This is a genomic window from Pseudomonas sp. GWSMS-1 (assembly GCF_049847425.1).
Classification (GTDB): domain Bacteria; phylum Pseudomonadota; class Gammaproteobacteria; order Pseudomonadales; family Pseudomonadaceae; genus Aquipseudomonas.
On sequence record NZ_JBMHHV010000003.1, the window covers coordinates 162,713 to 182,227 of the forward strand.

7 protein-coding genes, 4 tRNA genes and 6 rRNA genes are annotated in these 19,515 nt (G+C 52.9%); 15 read left to right on the forward strand and 2 right to left on the reverse strand.

Annotated features, from left to right (window positions below; all coding sequences use genetic code 11):
• Nucleotides 1–3: 3 nt before the first annotated feature.
• Nucleotides 4–447 (reverse strand): DUF4124 domain-containing protein, encoded by a 444-nt coding sequence (locus tag ACEPAJ_RS01650; protein ID WP_425913150.1) that lies wholly within the window; start codon nt 445–447, stop codon nt 4–6.
• 407 nt (nt 448–854) lie between these two features.
• On the opposite strand from ACEPAJ_RS01650, the gene ACEPAJ_RS01655 reads away from it, so the two are divergent.
• From ACEPAJ_RS01655 to ltrA, 3 genes are all read left to right on the forward strand, one after another.
• On the forward strand, nt 855–2,579 hold the full coding sequence (locus ACEPAJ_RS01655) for an acetolactate synthase 3 large subunit (RefSeq protein WP_425913152.1): 1,725 nt from the start codon (nt 855–857) through the stop codon (nt 2,577–2,579).
• A gap of 2 nt (nt 2,580–2,581) precedes the next feature.
• Nucleotides 2,582–3,073, forward strand: a complete 492-nt coding sequence (gene ilvN / locus ACEPAJ_RS01660) for an acetolactate synthase small subunit (protein ID WP_090243865.1) — start codon at nt 2,582–2,584, stop codon at nt 3,071–3,073.
• Nucleotides 3,074–3,545: 472 nt separating this feature from the next.
• Nucleotides 3,546–4,967, forward strand: coding sequence for a group II intron reverse transcriptase/maturase (gene ltrA / locus ACEPAJ_RS01665; RefSeq protein ID WP_425913153.1), 1,422 nt, complete (start codon nt 3,546–3,548; stop codon nt 4,965–4,967).
• Between the two features lie 79 nt (nt 4,968–5,046).
• Here the strand turns inward: ltrA and ilvY are convergent, their stop codons facing one another.
• Entirely contained in the window at nt 5,047–5,928 is an 882-nt protein-coding gene (gene ilvY, locus ACEPAJ_RS01670; protein WP_322949147.1) for an HTH-type transcriptional activator IlvY, read from the reverse strand.
• A 105-nt stretch (nt 5,929–6,033) separates the two neighbouring features.
• On the opposite strand from ilvY, the gene ilvC reads away from it, so the two are divergent.
• The 12 genes from ilvC to rrf (ACEPAJ_RS01730) all read left to right on the forward strand — a co-directional run bounded on the left by ilvC (nt 6,034) and on the right by rrf (ACEPAJ_RS01730) (nt 19,396).
• Nucleotides 6,034–7,068, forward strand: a complete 1,035-nt coding sequence (gene ilvC, locus ACEPAJ_RS01675; protein WP_322949205.1) for a ketol-acid reductoisomerase — start codon at nt 6,034–6,036, stop codon at nt 7,066–7,068.
• A 156-nt stretch (nt 7,069–7,224) separates the two neighbouring features.
• Nucleotides 7,225–8,037 carry a CDP-diacylglycerol--serine O-phosphatidyltransferase gene (pssA, locus tag ACEPAJ_RS01680; protein WP_274086153.1) on the forward strand — a complete coding sequence of 271 codons (813 nt, stop codon included), beginning with the start codon at nt 7,225–7,227 and terminating at the stop codon, nt 8,035–8,037.
• A 661-nt stretch (nt 8,038–8,698) separates the two neighbouring features.
• Nucleotides 8,699–10,234, forward strand: a 16S ribosomal RNA gene (locus ACEPAJ_RS01685).
• Between the two features lie 65 nt (nt 10,235–10,299).
• Nucleotides 10,300–10,376, forward strand: a tRNA-Ile gene (locus ACEPAJ_RS01690).
• A 31-nt stretch (nt 10,377–10,407) separates the two neighbouring features.
• Nucleotides 10,408–10,483, forward strand: a tRNA-Ala gene (locus tag ACEPAJ_RS01695).
• Nucleotides 10,484–10,727: 244 nt separating this feature from the next.
• Nucleotides 10,728–13,617, forward strand: a 23S ribosomal RNA gene (locus tag ACEPAJ_RS01700).
• Nucleotides 13,618–13,750: 133 nt separating this feature from the next.
• A 5S ribosomal RNA gene (rrf, locus tag ACEPAJ_RS01705) occupies nt 13,751–13,866 on the forward strand.
• A 362-nt stretch (nt 13,867–14,228) separates the two neighbouring features.
• Nucleotides 14,229–15,765: ribosomal RNA gene (locus ACEPAJ_RS01710) — 16S ribosomal RNA — on the forward strand.
• Nucleotides 15,766–15,830: 65 nt separating this feature from the next.
• Nucleotides 15,831–15,907, forward strand: a tRNA-Ile gene (locus ACEPAJ_RS01715).
• Between the two features lie 31 nt (nt 15,908–15,938).
• Nucleotides 15,939–16,014 (forward strand) — tRNA-Ala (locus tag ACEPAJ_RS01720).
• A gap of 244 nt (nt 16,015–16,258) precedes the next feature.
• A 23S ribosomal RNA gene (locus tag ACEPAJ_RS01725) occupies nt 16,259–19,147 on the forward strand.
• A 133-nt stretch (nt 19,148–19,280) separates the two neighbouring features.
• Nucleotides 19,281–19,396 (forward strand): 5S ribosomal RNA (gene rrf, locus ACEPAJ_RS01730).
• Together the 16S, 23S and 5S rRNA genes with 4 tRNA genes alongside form the textbook arrangement of a ribosomal RNA operon.
• The last annotated feature ends 119 nt before the right edge of the window (nt 19,397–19,515 follow it).

Sequence of the window (19,515 nt, forward strand, 5' to 3'; positions counted from 1 at the left end):
TGCTTACTTGCAATTGTCAGTAATCGACTTTTGCGTTTCGCTGATCCGTGCCTGGCGTTCTTCTTCGTTTAAGCGCCGCAGCTCTCCGTCGACCTCCACGCGAACACGCGGGTTGTTCTGCAGCTGAGCCAAGTTGGTACGCACACCTGCGCAGTACTTCTTACGCTCGGCTTCTTTGGCGGCTATTTCCTGTTTGACCTTCTGATCAATAGCGGCCTGCTCAGGGTCGGCGATGCTCTCGAAAGTCGGTGCGGCCTTCTTCTCTTCGCTTGCCACCGGCTTTGGCTGTGGTGCCGCGGTGTTGATGCTGGTGGCTTCTTGGCCCTGCGGTGGCTGTGCGCCGAAATGCGTCACGCCTTGGGCGTCGACCCACTTATAAACCTGGCTGGCCATGGCGGTGGCGCTCATGGCGAGCAGCAAGCTGCTGGTGATAATCATGCGGCGCATGCGGTTTCCTTATGTTGAGCTGCGGTGCCTGCTAACTACTATAACCAAAATGATCGCGTCTTCATCCTGCGTTGCGTCACAGCAGAAGATTGCAGATTGAATAACTGATTGCTTGACTTGGCTGCGCTGAATCCCAACAATTCCACGCTCGCTGTAGTGGAGTTTGCCGCAAGCAGGCTTTAGCTCAGTAGACATGAGGCGCACACCCGCGCCGACCTGTTACACCCGCAACGCGTTACCTCGCGCTGGGTGGGAGAACCCCGCAACACCTTGGGGCTTTCCCAATGCTTGCTCAGTAGTAGCTGACGTAGTCGGCGACCACCGTCGCTCATGCTCTGCTGGCAGTAAACCTATCTTAGGCCGTCCTCCTTGTTGGGCGGTTTTCTGGCGTTTTAGAGGTGAACAACGTGGAGCTTTTATCCGGCGCTGAAATGGTCGTCCGCTTTTTGCGTGACGAAGGCGTTAAGAACATTTATGGGTACCCGGGCGGTGCCCTGCTGCACATCTACGATGCCTTGTTCAAAGAGCCGGAAGTGAATCACATCCTGGTTCGTCATGAGCAAGCTGCAACTCATATGGCTGACGGCTATGCCCGTGCCACCGGTAAAGCCGGTGTCGTGCTGGTAACCTCTGGCCCTGGCGCAACCAATGCCATTACCGGTATTGCTACGGCCTACATGGACTCCATTCCGATGGTGGTGTTGTCTGGCCAGGTGCCTAGCAACATGGTCGGTACTGATGCGTTCCAGGAAACCGATATGATCGGTATCTCCCGGCCGATCGTGAAGCACAGCTTTATGATCAAGCACGCCTCGGAAATTCCGGAAGTCATGAAAAAAGCCTTCTATCTGGCTGAGTCCGGTCGCCCTGGTCCAGTGGTTGTGGATATTCCTAAGGATATGACCAACCCGGCTGAGAAGTTCGAGTACGTCTATCCGAAGAAGGTCAAGCTGCGCTCCTACAGCCCCGCATTGCGTGGCCACTCTGGGCAGATTCGCAAGGCAGCCGAATTGCTGCTGACGGCCAAGCGTCCGATCATCTATTCCGGTGGTGGCGTGATCATGGGTGGTGCTGCAGCGCCGCTGACTGAACTCGCCCAAATGCTTAATCTGCCAGTCACCAACACCCTGATGGGCTTGGGCGGCTATCCAGGAACCGATCGCCAGTTCCTTGGCATGCTCGGTATGCACGGCAGCTACACCGCCAACCTGGCCATGCACCACGCCGATGTGATTGTCGCGGTGGGTGCGCGCTTCGATGACCGCGTGATCAATGGCGCGAGCAAGTTCTGCCCGCATGCCAAGATCATTCACGTAGATATCGACCCGGCCTCGATCTCCAAAACCATCAAGGCTGACATCCCAATTGTTGGGCCGGTTGATAGTGTTATGACCGAAATGGTCGCCATCCTCAAAGAGATCGGCGAGCAGCTAAACAAAGATGCGTTGTCGAGCTGGTGGAAGCAGATTGAAGAGTGGCGCGGCGGCCGCATCATGTTCCCTTACGACAAGGGTGACGGCAGCATCATCAAGCCGCAAACCGTGATCGAGACACTGTCCGAAGTCACCGGTGGCGACGCGTTTGTCACCTCCGACGTTGGTCAGCACCAAATGTTTGCCGCGCAGTACTACCGTTTCAACAAGCCGAACCGCTGGATCAACTCGGGCGGCCTGGGCACCATGGGCTTTGGCTTCCCTGCAGCTATGGGCGTCAAACTGAGCTTCCCGGATGATGAAGTTGCCTGTGTAACGGGTGAGGGCAGCATCCAGATGAATATCCAAGAGCTCTCGACCTGCCTGCAGTACGGTTTGCCGGTGAAAATCGTCAACCTGAACAACGGTGCGCTGGGAATGGTGCGTCAATGGCAGGACATGAACTACAACAGCCGTCACTCGCATTCCTATATGGAGTCGTTGCCGGACTTCGTCAAACTGGCTGAGGCCTATGGCCATGTCGGCATGCGTATCACTGATCTGAAAGATCTCAAACCGATGATGGAAGAGGCCTTTGCGATGAAAGATCGCCTGGTGTTCCTCGATATCCAGGTTGATACCAGTGAGCACGTCTACCCGATGCAAATCAAAGACGGTGCAATGCGCGACATGTGGCTGAGCAAGACGGAGCGGACCTAATCATGCGACACATTATTTCTCTGCTGCTGGAAAACGAGCCCGGCGCACTGTCACGTGTTGTGGGTCTGTTCTCGCAGCGCAACTACAACATCGAAAGCCTGACCGTGGCCCCGACCGAAGACCCGACGTTGTCGCGTCTGACGTTGACCACTGTGGGGCACGATGAGGTCATCGAGCAGATCACTAAGAACCTCAACAAGTTGGTTGAAGTCGTTAAGTTGGTCGATCTGTCGGAAAGCGCTCACGTTGAGCGCGAACTGATGTTGGTTAAGGTCAAGGCTACGGGCGCTCAGCGTGCCGAGGTCAAGCGCACCACTGATATCTTCCGCGGGCAGATCGTTGATGTGAGCAGTAGCGTGTACACCATTCAGTTGGCTGGCACGAGTGACAAGCTGGATAGCTTTATTCAGGCCGTCGGCACCGCGTCGATCCTGGAAACCGTTCGCAGTGGTGTAACGGGCATTGCGCGTGGCGATAAAGTGCTGAGCATCTGATCCTTGTTGTACAAAAAAGCCCTGCATATGCAGGGCTTTTTCGTTGTGCGCCAGGCATGGCGCGTTGCGCGCAAGCGCAACCAGCTTGGCTGTGGTGGCCTCGCTGGTGACTTGGAGGTGAAAGTCCTCTACACACCCGGCAAGGGGAAGTGTTAGCCAGAGGCAAGGGTGTCGCGGGTGACCGCGAATCTGAAGGAAGCCCGAGGCAAAATGCTGGCCTGACGTACAGGAAGCGGATAGAGGCGTCGTAGTGGGGTGAGGTCGCAATGACAGCCAAAGCCCAATACTTGCACGGAACACTACGGCGTAAATCCGACAGGCATAAGCAGGAAGGTCGCGCGAATTACCCTGGGAGATCTGTAGGTTTGCCACTGGGCTACCAAGCGTCGCGAGGCGCTGGGATGAATCTACAGAAGTCAGCCGAAGCCGTAGTAAGTGACGAATGACCGCGTCACCAAGGGCCGAACAGGTTATGCCGCCAGTAGGCGTCAGAGTCTCGTCGAATGTCGAAAAGCAGAAAATTCTCCGAGGGAGAACTGTGAACCTAAGTTCCGGACGGTATCCGCGGACGACGGTTGGCAGTGCGCAGGCATCGGCGTCGTCTGTGACGTGGACGAACGCGGAGCCGGACACGCTGATGGAGCGGGTGCTTACACCGGCCAACCTCAAGCGTGCGTACCAACGCGTAGTCAGCAACAAGGGAGCGCCGGGTGCCGATGGCATGACGGTCGACGAATTGGCGGGTTACGTAAAACAGTATTGGTCAACCCTCAAGGCGAGACTGCTAGCCGGCGAGTATCACCCACAAGGTGTTCGCGCCGTCGACATCCCCAAGCCCAAAGGCGGCACCCGACAGCTGGGTATCCCTAGCGTCGTGGATCGCCTGATCCAACAGGCATTGCTGCAACAGCTCACGCCGATCTTCGATCCGCTGTTCTCGAACTACAGCTACGGTTTTCGTCCGGACAGAAGCGCCCACCAGGCCATTGAAACAGCCCGTGCCCATGTGGCGGCGGGTCACCGTTGGTGCGTGGAACTCGATCTTGAGAAGTTCTTTGACCGAGTCAATCACGACATCCTGATGGCCCATGTGCAGCGTTATGTCGAGGACAAACGCGTGCTCAGGCTGATCCGTCGCTACCTCGAAGTCGGAGTCATGTCGGGCGGGATCGTCAGCCAGCGACAAGAGGGGACGCCGCAAGGCGGCCCGCTCTCGCCGTTGCTGTCGAACATTTTGCTCAATGAGCTCGATCGAGAGCTTGAGCGACGGGGCCATCGCTTCGTGCGTTATGCCGATGATGCGAACATTTATGTACGTAGCCGTCGTGCTGGCGAGCGAGTGATGAACAGCGTCGAGCGCTTCCTGAGCAGGCGTCTGAAACTGACGCTGAATCGGGAAAAGAGCCGGGTGGCAAGGCCGTGGGTCTGTGACTATTTGGGTTATGGGATGAGCTGGCATCAACAGCCGAGACTAAGAGTGGCGACGATGAGTTTGAGTCGCTTGCGTGCCCGGCTCAAAGGGCTTCTAAGCGGAGCGCGTGGACGCAAGATGTCGGATGTCATCGAGCGAATAAACCCTGCGCTGCGTGGCTGGGCGGGCTACTTCAAGTTGAGCCAGAGTAAGCGACCACTTGAAGAGCTGGATGGCTGGGTGCGTCACAAACTTCGCTGCGCTGTATGGCGTCAATGGAAGCAATCCGCAACGAGGGTTCGCAACCTGATGCGCCTGGGACTCAGCGAGGCCCGCGCATCCAAGTCTGCGTCTAATGGCCGTGGCCCATGGTGGAACTCGGGAGCGGCGCATATGAATCAGGCGCTGCCGAAGAAGCTATGGGATCGCCTGGGGCTGGTCTCAATACTGGATACGATCAACCGGCTTAGCCGCATAACCTGAACCGCCGTATACGGAACCGTACGTACGGTGGTGTGAGAGGACGGCGGATGTGAATCCGCCTCCTACTCGATTCTGATTGCTAAGTCTGTCTGTTCCAGAAGGCGTTGATAAGTGGTTCTTTGAGGCGTTTCTCCAGCGCAAACAGGCCAATGTCGTAGGCGGTCAGCGGTGGCTGAATGTCATAAGTGCGGATGCGAGCGGTCAATGGGCTATTGTCGAGCACGATTTGCGGAACCACTCCAATACCAAAGCCTAGGCTGACCATGCTGACAATGGCTTCGTTACCGCTGACCTGTGCATAAATTCGCGGTTTGATGCTGTGGTTTTTCAGCCAGCGGTCTGTGCGTGTTCGGGCCAGTCCTTCCTCTGAAAGAATCATCGGCACTTCCCGCCAATTCGCGGCGTTGGGGTTTTTCAGTTGCTCATCTGTTAATAGTTGAGGCGACAGTGGGCCGATAAAGCACAGTGCGGAGCGGGCAATTGGCTGGAACTCGATGCCGGCTGGCAGACTGTCGGGGCGCGCGCCGATGGCAAGGTCTTCAAGGCCTTCTTGTACGCGTTGCACCGCTTTGGCGGCGTCGCCTGTGTGCAGCTTCATCTCAATGCGTGGGTAGTCCTGGCGAAAGCTGCTCAGGATGTCGTAAAGAAAGCTGTAGCTGGCCGTTACCGAGCAATACAGCGAGAGCTCTCCATGCAGGATCAGCTGATCCTGTTTGAAGGTCTGGCGCATTGCCTGCAAACCGCTTATGACCTCTTTGGCGTATTCACGAAATTGGTTGCCCTCGCGGGTCAGGCTGACTGAGCGGTTGTCTCTCAGAAACAGCGGCGCACCAAGTTCATCCTCAAGCTGCTTGATGCTGCGGCTGAGGGCGGAAGGGCTGACATGCTGTTCGCGGCTCGTCTTGCCGAAATGCAGGTTGTCGGCCAGAGAAAGGAACAGTCTTAGGGCGTGGCTATCCATGGTTGTTTCAATTTTCGGCATGTTGTGTTGCGAATATATCATTTTACGCAACTTGGCTGATCACTTAAGGTGGCTCTGTCGCGGTGCTTGCACCCATCCCTTTCGATTAGAAGAGCTAAGAACATGAAAGTTTATTACGACAAAGACTGTGACCTTTCGATCATCCAGGGCAAGAAAGTTGCCATCATCGGCTACGGTTCCCAGGGCCATGCTCAAGCGTGCAACCTGAAAGATTCCGGCGTTGACGTGACTGTTGGTCTGCGTAAAGGCTCGGCCACCGTTGCCAAGGCTGAGGCCCACGGCCTGAAAGTGACCGACGTAGCCAGCGCTGTTGCTGCAGCTGACCTGGTCATGATTCTGACCCCGGACGAGTTCCAGTCGCAGCTGTACAAGAACGAAGTTGAGCCGAACATCAAGAAAGGCGCTACCTTGGCCTTCTCCCACGGTTTTGCAATCCACTACAACCAGGTTGTGCCGCGTGCAGACCTCGACGTAATCATGATCGCGCCTAAGGCTCCAGGCCACACCGTGCGCACCGAGTTTGTCAAAGGCGGCGGTATCCCTGACCTGATCGCTGTTTACCAGGATGCTTCCGGCAACGCTAAAAATGTTGCGCTGTCCTACGCGTCGGGTGTTGGTGGCGGTCGTACCGGTATCATCGAAACCACCTTCAAGGACGAGACCGAAACCGACCTGTTCGGTGAACAGGCCGTACTGTGCGGTGGTACCGTTGAGCTGGTTAAAGCAGGCTTTGAAACCTTGGTGGAAGCCGGCTATGCACCTGAGATGGCTTACTTCGAGTGCTTGCATGAATTGAAGCTGATCGTTGACCTCATGTACGAAGGCGGTATCGCCAACATGAACTACTCGATCTCCAACAACGCTGAATACGGTGAGTACGTAACTGGCCCTGAGGTTATCAACGCCGAATCCCGCCAGGCTATGCGCAACGCGCTGAAGCGTATTCAGGACGGCGAATACGCGAAGATGTTCATCAGTGAAGGTGCCACCAACTATCCTTCGATGACTGCCAAGCGTCGTAACAACGCTGCCCACGGTATTGAGATCATCGGTGAGCAACTGCGCTCCATGATGCCGTGGATCGGTGCCAACAAAATCGTCGACAAAGCTAAGAACTAAGCACTGTTGATGTGAGAAAAAAACGCGGCCAAGGCCGCGTTTTTTCATGGTGCGGCAAGGCTTCTGGTATAAAGCCTGAGTGTTGATGGGTGCTGCGATGAATTATGAACGGCAGCGCTTGTCGAAATTCTCCAAATACGTTGCAAGGTGTTGTTCATGAATGAGCGTCCAGATGAGCCCCAATCTTCCGGCGATGCAGAAAGTCTGCTGCCAATCGATGAGCATATAGAGGAGGGGCATGACGCTGAGGGGCGTAAGGTCCGTCACCGCGGCATTTATCTACTACCTAACCTTTTCACCACGGCTAATTTGTTTGCCGGTTTCTACGCCATCATCAATGCCATGAACGGTAACTTTTATGTAGCGGCCGCTGCAGTATTTGTCGCCATGGTGCTCGATGGACTTGATGGGCGGGTAGCGCGCCTGACCAATACTCAGAGCGCCTTTGGTGCGGAGTATGATTCGCTGTCCGACATGGTTGCCTTTGGTGTCGCTCCGGCACTGCTCGCCTTTGAGTGGGCGCTGGGGAGTATGGGTAAGGTTGGCTGGATGGTCGCCTTCATTTATGTGGCTGGCGCTGCCTTGCGTCTAGCGCGCTTCAATACGCAGATTGGCAGTACCGATAAGCGTTACTTTATTGGCTTGGCCAGTCCTGCGGCTGCGGGTGTGGTTGCGGGTACGGTATGGGCTTTTAGTGACTTTGGCATCAAAGGCTCGAATATGGCTTTTGCGGTTGCGATTCTAGTGGCTGCTGCAGGCATGCTGATGGTTAGCAATATCAAGTACAACAGCTTTAAGGATCTCGACTTGAAAGGTCGAGTGCCTTTTGTGGCCATCTTGGCCGTAGTGTTGTTGTTTGCGGTTGTGTTCAGCGATCCGCCGCGAATTCTGCTGATCATCTTCCTAGCTTATGCGGCTTCAGGGCCAATCCAGTACCTGCTTCGCTTGCGTCGCGTTAAAAGCGCCTAGCGACTGCGGGATAAGTTCGACAAAGCCGTTGAGGCGTCAGCTTCAACGGCTTTGTCGTTTCTGCGGGCGGCGCACATTTGTCGGCGGGTAGGGTTCTTGCGGTGGGTGTTGAGTAAAAAAGCTGAGCAATCGCCTGGCTTGTATCGTGTTCTTTATGTCGCGCTGCTCTTTAGGCATGTGTGGCTGCTTAAACTTCTTATAAAACAATAGGTTGGTTTTCAAGAAGGGGTTGCAAAGCAGCGAAAGCTGCGTAGAATATGCGTGGCTGGCAGGGTAGTGGTTTGATTCTGTTGGTGGTTCGGTTGAGGCAATCGAAAGCGGTAAAAGAGGCGGTTGACAGCGGTTTGAAACGCTGTAGAATTCGCCTCCCGCTGACGAGAAGCTAGGAGTTGATCGAAAGCGCAAGTGGTTGAGTTTGAAAAGAAATTTTCGAAATCACTTGACGGAAGATGAGGCTGCTGTAGAATTTGCGCCTCGGTTGAGACGAAAGACTTAACCACCGCTCTTTAACAACTGAATCAAGCAATTCGTGTGGGTGCTTGTGAGGTAAGACTGCTAGTCGCAAGATTATCAGCATCACAAGTTACTCCGCGAGAAATCAAAGATGTAACCAACGATTGCTGAGCTAGGTTTAGGGTTTTCTCAAAACCCAAGCAGTATTGAACTGAAGAGTTTGATCATGGCTCAGATTGAACGCTGGCGGCAGGCCTAACACATGCAAGTCGAGCGGTAGAGAGAAGCTTGCTTCTCTTGAGAGCGGCGGACGGGTGAGTAATGCCTAGGAATCTGCCTAGTGGTGGGGATAACGTTCGGAAACGGACGCTAATACCGCATACGTCCTACGGGAGAAAGCGGGGGACCTTCGGGCCTCGCGCCATTAGATGAGCCTAGGTCGGATTAGCTAGTTGGTGAGGTAATGGCTCACCAAGGCTACGATCCGTAACTGGTCTGAGAGGATGATCAGTCACACTGGAACTGAGACACGGTCCAGACTCCTACGGGAGGCAGCAGTGGGGAATATTGGACAATGGGCGAAAGCCTGATCCAGCCATGCCGCGTGTGTGAAGAAGGTCTTCGGATTGTAAAGCACTTTAAGTTGGGAGGAAGGGTAGTAACTTAATACGTTGCTACTTTGACGTTACCGACAGAATAAGCACCGGCTAACTTCGTGCCAGCAGCCGCGGTAATACGAAGGGTGCAAGCGTTAATCGGAATTACTGGGCGTAAAGCGCGCGTAGGTGGTTCAGTAAGTTGGATGTGAAATCCCCGGGCTCAACCTGGGAACTGCATCCAAAACTGCTGAGCTAGAGTACGGTAGAGGGTAGTGGAATTTCCTGTGTAGCGGTGAAATGCGTAGATATAGGAAGGAACACCAGTGGCGAAGGCGACTACCTGGACTGGTACTGACACTGAGGTGCGAAAGCGTGGGGAGCAAACAGGATTAGATACCCTGGTAGTCCACGCCGTAAACGATGTCAACTAGCCGTTGGGAGTCTTGAACTCTTAGTGGCGCAGCTAACGCATTAAGTTGACCGCCTGGGGAGTACGGCCGCAAGGTTAAAACTCAAATGAATTGACGGGGGCCCGCACAAGCGGTGGAGCATGTGGTTTAATTCGAAGCAACGCGAAGAACCTTACCTGGCCTTGACATGCTGAGAACTTTCTAGAGATAGATTGGTGCCTTCGGGAACTCAGACACAGGTGCTGCATGGCTGTCGTCAGCTCGTGTCGTGAGATGTTGGGTTAAGTCCCGTAACGAGCGCAACCCTTGTCCTTAGTTACCAGCACGTAATGGTGGGAACTCTAAGGAGACTGCCGGTGACAAACCGGAGGAAGGTGGGGATGACGTCAAGTCATCATGGCCCTTACGGCCAGGGCTACACACGTGCTACAATGGTCGGTACAAAGGGTTGCCAAGCCGCGAGGTGGAGCTAATCCCATAAAACCGATCGTAGTCCGGATCGCAGTCTGCAACTCGACTGCGTGAAGTCGGAATCGCTAGTAATCGTGAATCAGAATGTCACGGTGAATACGTTCCCGGGCCTTGTACACACCGCCCGTCACACCATGGGAGTGGGTTGCACCAGAAGTAGCTAGTCTAACCCTCGGGAGGACGGTTACCACGGTGTGATTCATGACTGGGGTGAAGTCGTAACAAGGTAGCCGTAGGGGAACCTGCGGCTGGATCACCTCCTTAATCGAAGACTTCAGCTTCTTCATAAGTTCCCACACGAATTGCTTGATTCATTGAAAAAGACGATTGGGTCTGTAGCTCAGTTGGTTAGAGCGCACCCCTGATAAGGGTGAGGTCGGCAGTTCGAATCTGCCCAGACCCACCAATTGTTGTGGGGTTTGGCCTTGTACGAATATGGGGCCATAGCTCAGCTGGGAGAGCGCCTGCCTTGCACGCAGGAGGTCAGCGGTTCGATCCCGCTTGGCTCCACCATATACAGCATAGTAAGAGTTCAGAAATGAACGTTCCTGCTAACAGCAGATGAATGTTGATTTCTGGTCTTTGACCAGTAAGAAAATCGTTCTTTAAAAATTTGGGTATGTGATAGAAGTGACTGATTAATTACTTTCACTGGTAATTAATTTGGTCAAGGTAAAATTTGTAGTTCTCAATTGCAAATTTTCGGCGAATGTCGTCTTCACGTTAGAGACAATAACCAGATTGCTTGGGGTTATATGGTCAAGTGAAGAAGCGCATACGGTGGATGCCTTGGCAGTCAGAGGCGATGAAAGACGTTGTAGCCTGCGATAAGCTCCGGGGAGTCGGCAAACAGACTTTGATCCGGAGATCTCTGAATGGGGGAACCCAGCCAGCATAAGCTGGTTATCACACACTAAATACATAGGTGTGTGAGGCGAACCAGGGGAACTGAAACATCTAAGTACCCTGAGGAATAGAAATCAACCGAGATTCCCTTAGTAGTGGCGAGCGAACGGGGACTAGCCCTTAAGTTGATTTGAGATTAGTGGAAGGCTCTGGAAAGTGCCGCCGTAGTGGGTGATAGCCCCGTACACGAAAATCTCTTATCAATGAAATCGAGTAGGACGGAGCACGAGAAACTTTGTCTGAATATGGGGGGACCATCCTCTCCAAGGCTAAATACTACTGACTGACCGATAGTGAACTAGTACCGTGAGGGAAAGGCGAAAAGAACCCCGGAGAGGGGAGTGAAATAGATCCTGAAACCGTATGCGTACAAGCAGTGGGAGCCCACTTTGTTGGGTGACTGCGTACCTTTTGTATAATGGGTCAGCGACTTATATTCAGTGGCGAGCTTAACCGAATAGGGGAGGCGTAGCGAAAGCGAGTCTTAATAGGGCGACAGTCGCTGGGTATAGACCCGAAACCGGGCGATCTATCCATGGGCAGGTTGAAGGTTGGGTAACACTAACTGGAGGACCGAACCGACTACCGTTGAAAAGTTAGCGGATGACCTGTGGATCGGAGTGAAAGGCTAATCAAGCTCGGAGATAGCTGGTTCTCCTCGAAAGCTATTTAGGTAGCGCCTCGTGTATCACTGTTGGGGGTAGAGCACTGTTTCGGCTAGGGGGTCATCCCGACTTACCAAACCGATGCAAACTCCGAATACCAACAAGTGTCAGCACGGGAGACACACGGCGGGTGCTAACGTCCGTCGTGAAAAGGGAAACAACCCAGACCGTCAGCTAAGGTCCCAAAGTTATGGTTAAGTGGGAAACGATGTGGGAAGGCTTAGACAGCTAGGAAGTTGGCTTAGAAGCAGCCATCTTTTAAAGAAAGCGTAATAGCTCACTAGTCGAGTCGGCCTGCGCGGAAGATGTAACGGGGCTCAAACCATACACCGAAGCTACGGGTTCATCTTAGGATGAGCGGTAGAGGAGCGTTCTGTAAGCCTGTGAAGGTGAGTTGAGAGCTTGCTGGAGGTATCAGAAGTGCGAATGCTGACATGAGTAACGACAATGGGAGTGAAAAACTCCCACGCCGAAAGACCAAGGTTTCCTGCGCAACGTTAATCGACGCAGGGTGAGTCGGCCCTAAGGTGAGGCAGAAATGCGTAATCGATGGGAAACGGGTTAATATTCCCGTACTTCTAATTACTGCGATGGAGGGACGGAGAAGGCTAGGCCAGCACGGCGTTGGTTGTCCGTGTTTAAGGTGGTAGGCTGAATGCTTAGGTAAATCCGGGCGTTCAAGGCCGAGAACTGATGACGAGTTATCTTTTAGATGACGAAGTGGTTGATGCCATGCTTCCAGGAAAAGCTTCTAAGCTTCAGGTAATTAGGAACCGTACCCCAAACCGACACAGGTGGTTAGGTAGAGAATACCAAGGCGCTTGAGAGAACTCGGGTGAAGGAACTAGGCAAAATGGCACCGTAACTTCGGGAGAAGGTGCGCCGGTGAGGGTGAAGCATTTACTGCGTAAGCCCATGCCGGTCGAAGATACCAGGCCGCTGCGACTGTTTATTAAAAACACAGCACTCTGCAAACACGAAAGTGGACGTATAGGGTGTGACGCCTGCCCGGTGCCGGAAGGTTAATTGATGGGGTTAGCTAACGCGAAGCTCTTGATCGAAGCCCCGGTAAACGGCGGCCGTAACTATAACGGTCCTAAGGTAGCGAAATTCCTTGTCGGGTAAGTTCCGACCTGCACGAATGGCGTAACGATGGCGGCGCTGTCTCCACCCGAGACTCAGTGAAATTGAAATCGCTGTGAAGATGCAGTGTATCCGCGGCTAGACGGAAAGACCCCGTGAACCTTTACTATAGCTTTGCACTGGACTTTGAGTTTGCTTGTGTAGGATAGGTGGGAGGCTTTGAAGCGTGGACGCCAGTTCGCGTGGAGCCAACCTTGAAATACCACCCTGGCAACCTTGAGGTTCTAACTCTGGTCCGTTATCCGGATCGAGGACAGTGTATGGTGGGTAGTTTGACTGGGGCGGTCTCCTCCTAAAGAGTAACGGAGGAGTACGAAGGTGCGCTCAGACCGGTCGGAAATCGGTCGTAGAGTATAAAGGCAAAAGCGCGCTTGACTGCGAGACAGACACGTCGAGCAGGTACGAAAGTAGGTCTTAGTGATCCGGTGGTTCTGTATGGAAGGGCCATCGCTCAACGGATAAAAGGTACTCCGGGGATAACAGGCTGATACCGCCCAAGAGTTCATATCGACGGCGGTGTTTGGCACCTCGATGTCGGCTCATCACATCCTGGGGCTGAAGCCGGTCCCAAGGGTATGGCTGTTCGCCATTTAAAGTGGTACGCGAGCTGGGTTTAGAACGTCGTGAGACAGTTCGGTCCCTATCTGCCGTGGACGTTTGAGATTTGAAAGGGGCTGCTCCTAGTACGAGAGGACCGGAGTGGACGAACCTCTGGTGTTCCGGTTGTCACGCCAGTGGCATTGCCGGGTAGCTATGTTCGGAAAAGATAACCGCTGAAAGCATCTAAGCGGGAAACTTGCCTTGAGATGAGATCTCACTGGAACCTTGAGTTCCCTAAAGGGCCGTCGAAGACTACGACGTTGATAGGTTGGGTGTGTAAGCGCTGTGAGGCGTTGAGCTAACCAATACTAATTGCCCGTGAGGCTTGACCATATAACACCCAAACAATTTGATGTTTGTGTGTCTCTATGAAGACTGCAACAGCCGAAAATTTGTAAGAACACAGCTACCTTTATCACATACCCAATTCGGAGCAGCGTCTAACGACGATACTCCAGCTGAATCGCTTGACGACCATAGAGCATTGGAACCACCTGATCCCATCCCGAACTCAGTAGTGAAACGATGCATCGCCGATGGTAGTGTGGGGTTTCCCCATGTGAGAGTAGGTCATCGTCAAGCACCTATACCAAAACCCCCGATCAGGAAACTGGTCGGGGGTTTTACTATTAGTACAGGCATGAAGTTTTGAGCGATCAAAACTACTACCTAGAGATGTAATGCAAGTCGTTGACTAGAAAGAGAAATCTTCGAAAAACAGCTTGACTAAACAAGAGGCTGCTGTAGAATTCGCGCCTCGGTTGAGACGAAAGACTTAACCACCGCTCTTTAACAACTGAATCAAGCAATTCGTGTGGGTGCTTGTGAGGTAAGACTGCTAGTCGCAAGATTATCAGCATCACAAGTTACTCCGCGAGAAATCAAAGATGTAACCAACGATTGCTGAGCTAGGTTTAGGGTTTTCTCAAAACCCAAGCAGTATTGAACTGAAGAGTTTGATCATGGCTCAGATTGAACGCTGGCGGCAGGCCTAACACATGCAAGTCGAGCGGTAGAGAGAAGCTTGCTTCTCTTGAGAGCGGCGGACGGGTGAGTAATGCCTAGGAATCTGCCTAGTGGTGGGGGATAACGTTCGGAAACGGACGCTAATACCGCATACGTCCTACGGGAGAAAGCGGGGGACCTTCGGGCCTCGCGCCATTAGATGAGCCTAGGTCGGATTAGCTAGTTGGTGAGGTAATGGCTCACCAAGGCTACGATCCGTAACTGGTCTGAGAGGATGATCAGTCACACTGGAACTGAGACACGGTCCAGACTCCTACGGGAGGCAGCAGTGGGGAATATTGGACAATGGGCGAAAGCCTGATCCAGCCATGCCGCGTGTGTGAAGAAGGTCTTCGGATTGTAAAGCACTTTAAGTTGGGAGGAAGGGTAGTAACTTAATACGTTGCTACTTTGACGTTACCGACAGAATAAGCACCGGCTAACTTCGTGCCAGCAGCCGCGGTAATACGAAGGGTGCAAGCGTTAATCGGAATTACTGGGCGTAAAGCGCGCGTAGGTGGTTCAGTAAGTTGGATGTGAAATCCCCGGGCTCAACCTGGGAACTGCATCCAAAACTGCTGAGCTAGAGTACGGTAGAGGGTAGTGGAATTTCCTGTGTAGCGGTGAAATGCGTAGATATAGGAAGGAACACCAGTGGCGAAGGCGACTACCTGGACTGGTACTGACACTGAGGTGCGAAAGCGTGGGGAGCAAACAGGATTAGATACCCTGGTAGTCCACGCCGTAAACGATGTCAACTAGCCGTTGGGAGTCTTGAACTCTTAGTGGCGCAGCTAACGCATTAAGTTGACCGCCTGGGGAGTACGGCCGCAAGGTTAAAACTCAAATGAATTGACGGGGGCCCGCACAAGCGGTGGAGCATGTGGTTTAATTCGAAGCAACGCGAAGAACCTTACCTGGCCTTGACATGCTGAGAACTTTCTAGAGATAGATTGGTGCCTTCGGGAACTCAGACACAGGTGCTGCATGGCTGTCGTCAGCTCGTGTCGTGAGATGTTGGGTTAAGTCCCGTAACGAGCGCAACCCTTGTCCTTAGTTACCAGCACGTAATGGTGGGAACTCTAAGGAGACTGCCGGTGACAAACCGGAGGAAGGTGGGGATGACGTCAAGTCATCATGGCCCTTACGGCCAGGGCTACACACGTGCTACAATGGTCGGTACAAAGGGTTGCCAAGCCGCGAGGTGGAGCTAATCCCATAAAACCGATCGTAGTCCGGATCGCAGTCTGCAACTCGACTGCGTGAAGTCGGAATCGCTAGTAATCGTGAATCAGAATGTCACGGTGAATACGTTCCCGGGCCTTGTACACACCGCCCGTCACACCATGGGAGTGGGTTGCACCAGAAGTAGCTAGTCTAACCCTCGGGAGGACGGTTACCACGGTGTGATTCATGACTGGGGTGAAGTCGTAACAAGGTAGCCGTAGGGGAACCTGCGGCTGGATCACCTCCTTAATCGAAGACTTCAGCTTCTTCATAAGTTCCCACACGAATTGCTTGATTCATTGAAAAAGACGATTGGGTCTGTAGCTCAGTTGGTTAGAGCGCACCCCTGATAAGGGTGAGGTCGGCAGTTCGAATCTGCCCAGACCCACCAATTGTTGTGGGGTTTGGCCTTGTACGAATATGGGGCCATAGCTCAGCTGGGAGAGCGCCTGCCTTGCACGCAGGAGGTCAGCGGTTCGATCCCGCTTGGCTCCACCATATACAGCATAGTAAGAGTTCAGAAATGAACGTTCCTGCTAACAGCAGATGAATGTTGATTTCTGGTCTTTGACCAGTAAGAAAATCGTTCTTTAAAAATTTGGGTATGTGATAGAAGTGACTGATTAATTACTTTCACTGGTAATTAATTTGGTCAAGGTAAAATTTGTAGTTCTCAATTGCAAATTTTCGGCGAATGTCGTCTTCACGTTAGAGACAATAACCAGATTGCTTGGGGTTATATGGTCAAGTGAAGAAGCGCATACGGTGGATGCCTTGGCAGTCAGAGGCGATGAAAGACGTTGTAGCCTGCGATAAGCTCCGGGGAGTCGGCAAACAGACTTTGATCCGGAGATCTCTGAATGGGGGAACCCAGCCAGCATAAGCTGGTTATCACACACTAAATACATAGGTGTGTGAGGCGAACCAGGGGAACTGAAACATCTAAGTACCCTGAGGAATAGAAATCAACCGAGATTCCCTTAGTAGTGGCGAGCGAACGGGGACTAGCCCTTAAGTTGATTTGAGATTAGTGGAAGGCTCTGGAAAGTGCCGCCGTAGTGGGTGATAGCCCCGTACACGAAAATCTCTTATCAATGAAATCGAGTAGGACGGAGCACGAGAAACTTTGTCTGAATATGGGGGGACCATCCTCCAAGGCTAAATACTACTGACTGACCGATAGTGAACTAGTACCGTGAGGGAAAGGCGAAAAGAACCCCGGAGAGGGGAGTGAAATAGATCCTGAAACCGTATGCGTACAAGCAGTGGGAGCCCACTTTGTTGGGTGACTGCGTACCTTTTGTATAATGGGTCAGCGACTTATATTCAGTGGCGAGCTTAACCGAATAGGGGAGGCGTAGCGAAAGCGAGTCTTAATAGGGCGACAGTCGCTGGGTATAGACCCGAAACCGGGCGATCTATCCATGGGCAGGTTGAAGGTTGGGTAACACTAACTGGAGGACCGAACCGACTACCGTTGAAAAGTTAGCGGATGACCTGTGGATCGGAGTGAAAGGCTAATCAAGCTCGGAGATAGCTGGTTCTCCTCGAAAGCTATTTAGGTAGCGCCTCGTGTATCACTGTTGGGGGTAGAGCACTGTTTCGGCTAGGGGTCATCCCGACTTACCAAACCGATGCAAACTCCGAATACCAACAAGTGTCAGCACGGGAGACACACGGCGGGTGCTAACGTCCGTCGTGAAAAGGGAAACAACCCAGACCGTCAGCTAAGGTCCCAAAGTTATGGTTAAGTGGGAAACGATGTGGGAAGGCTTAGACAGCTAGGAAGTTGGCTTAGAAGCAGCCATCTTTTAAAGAAAGCGTAATAGCTCACTAGTCGAGTCGGCCTGCGCGGAAGATGTAACGGGGCTCAAACCATACACCGAAGCTACGGGTTCATCTTAGGATGAGCGGTAGAGGAGCGTTCTGTAAGCCTGTGAAGGTGAGTTGAGAAGCTTGCTGGAGGTATCAGAAGTGCGAATGCTGACATGAGTAACGACAATGGGAGTGAAAAACTCCCACGCCGAAAGACCAAGGTTTCCTGCGCAACGTTAATCGACGCAGGGTGAGTCGGCCCCTAAGGTGAGGCAGAAATGCGTAATCGATGGGAAACGGGTTAATATTCCCGTACTTCTAATTACTGCGATGGAGGGACGGAGAAGGCTAGGCCAGCACGGCGTTGGTTGTCCGTGTTTAAGGTGGTAGGCTGAATGCTTAGGTAAATCCGGGCGTTCAAGGCCGAGAACTGATGACGAGTTATCTTTTAGATGACGAAGTGGTTGATGCCATGCTTCCAGGAAAAGCTTCTAAGCTTCAGGTAATTAGGAACCGTACCCCAAACCGACACAGGTGGTTAGGTAGAGAATACCAAGGCGCTTGAGAGAACTCGGGTGAAGGAACTAGGCAAAATGGCACCGTAACTTCGGGAGAAGGTGCGCCGGTGAGGGTGAAGCATTTACTGCGTAAGCCCATGCCGGTCGAAGATACCAGGCCGCTGCGACTGTTTATTAAAAACACAGCACTCTGCAAACACGAAAGTGGACGTATAGGGTGTGACGCCTGCCCGGTGCCGGAAGGTTAATTGATGGGGTTAGCTAACGCGAAGCTCTTGATCGAAGCCCCGGTAAACGGCGGCCGTAACTATAACGGTCCTAAGGTAGCGAAATTCCTTGTCGGGTAAGTTCCGACCTGCACGAATGGCGTAACGATGGCGGCGCTGTCTCCACCCGAGACTCAGTGAAATTGAAATCGCTGTGAAGATGCAGTGTATCCGCGGCTAGACGGAAAGACCCCGTGAACCTTTACTATAGCTTTGCACTGGACTTTGAGTTTGCTTGTGTAGGATAGGTGGGAGGCTTTGAAGCGTGGACGCCAGTTCGCGTGGAGCCAACCTTGAAATACCACCCTGGCAACCTTGAGGTTCTAACTCTGGTCCGTTATCCGGATCGAGGACAGTGTATGGTGGGTAGTTTGACTGGGGCGGTCTCCTCCTAAAGAGTAACGGAGGAGTACGAAGGTGCGCTCAGACCGGTCGGAAATCGGTCGTAGAGTATAAAGGCAAAAGCGCGCTTGACTGCGAGACAGACACGTCGAGCAGGTACGAAAGTAGGTCTTAGTGATCCGGTGGTTCTGTATGGAAGGGCCATCGCTCAACGGATAAAAGGTACTCCGGGGATAACAGGCTGATACCGCCCAAGAGTTCATATCGACGGCGGTGTTTGGCACCTCGATGTCGGCTCATCACATCCTGGGGCTGAAGCCGGTCCCAAGGGTATGGCTGTTCGCCATTTAAAGTGGTACGCGAGCTGGGTTTAGAACGTCGTGAGACAGTTCGGTCCCTATCTGCCGTGGACGTTTGAGATTTGAAAGGGGCTGCTCCTAGTACGAGAGGACCGGAGTGGACGAACCTCTGGTGTTCCGGTTGTCACGCCAGTGGCATTGCCGGGTAGCTATGTTCGGAAAAGATAACCGCTGAAAGCATCTAAGCGGGAAACTTGCCTTGAGATGAGATCTCACTGGAACCTTGAGTTCCCTAAAGGGCCGTCGAAGACTACGACGTTGATAGGTTGGGTGTGTAAGCGCTGTGAGGCGTTGAGCTAACCAATACTAATTGCCCGTGAGGCTTGACCATATAACACCCAAACAATTTGATGTTTGTGTGTCTCTATGAAGACTGCAACAGCCGAAAATTTGTAAGAACACAGCTACCTTTATCACATACCCAATTCGGAGCAGCGTCTAACGACGATACTCCAGCTGAATCGCTTGACGACCATAGAGCATTGGAACCACCTGATCCCATCCCGAACTCAGTAGTGAAACGATGCATCGCCGATGGTAGTGTGGGGTTTCCCCATGTGAGAGTAGGTCATCGTCAAGCACCTATACCAAAACCCCCGATCAGGAAACTGGTCGGGGGTTTTACTTTGTGCGCCGAAAATATAAGCCGCGCTGCCAAGCCTTGATAGGCAACCAAACTGTGCATCGTTATCATGCGTG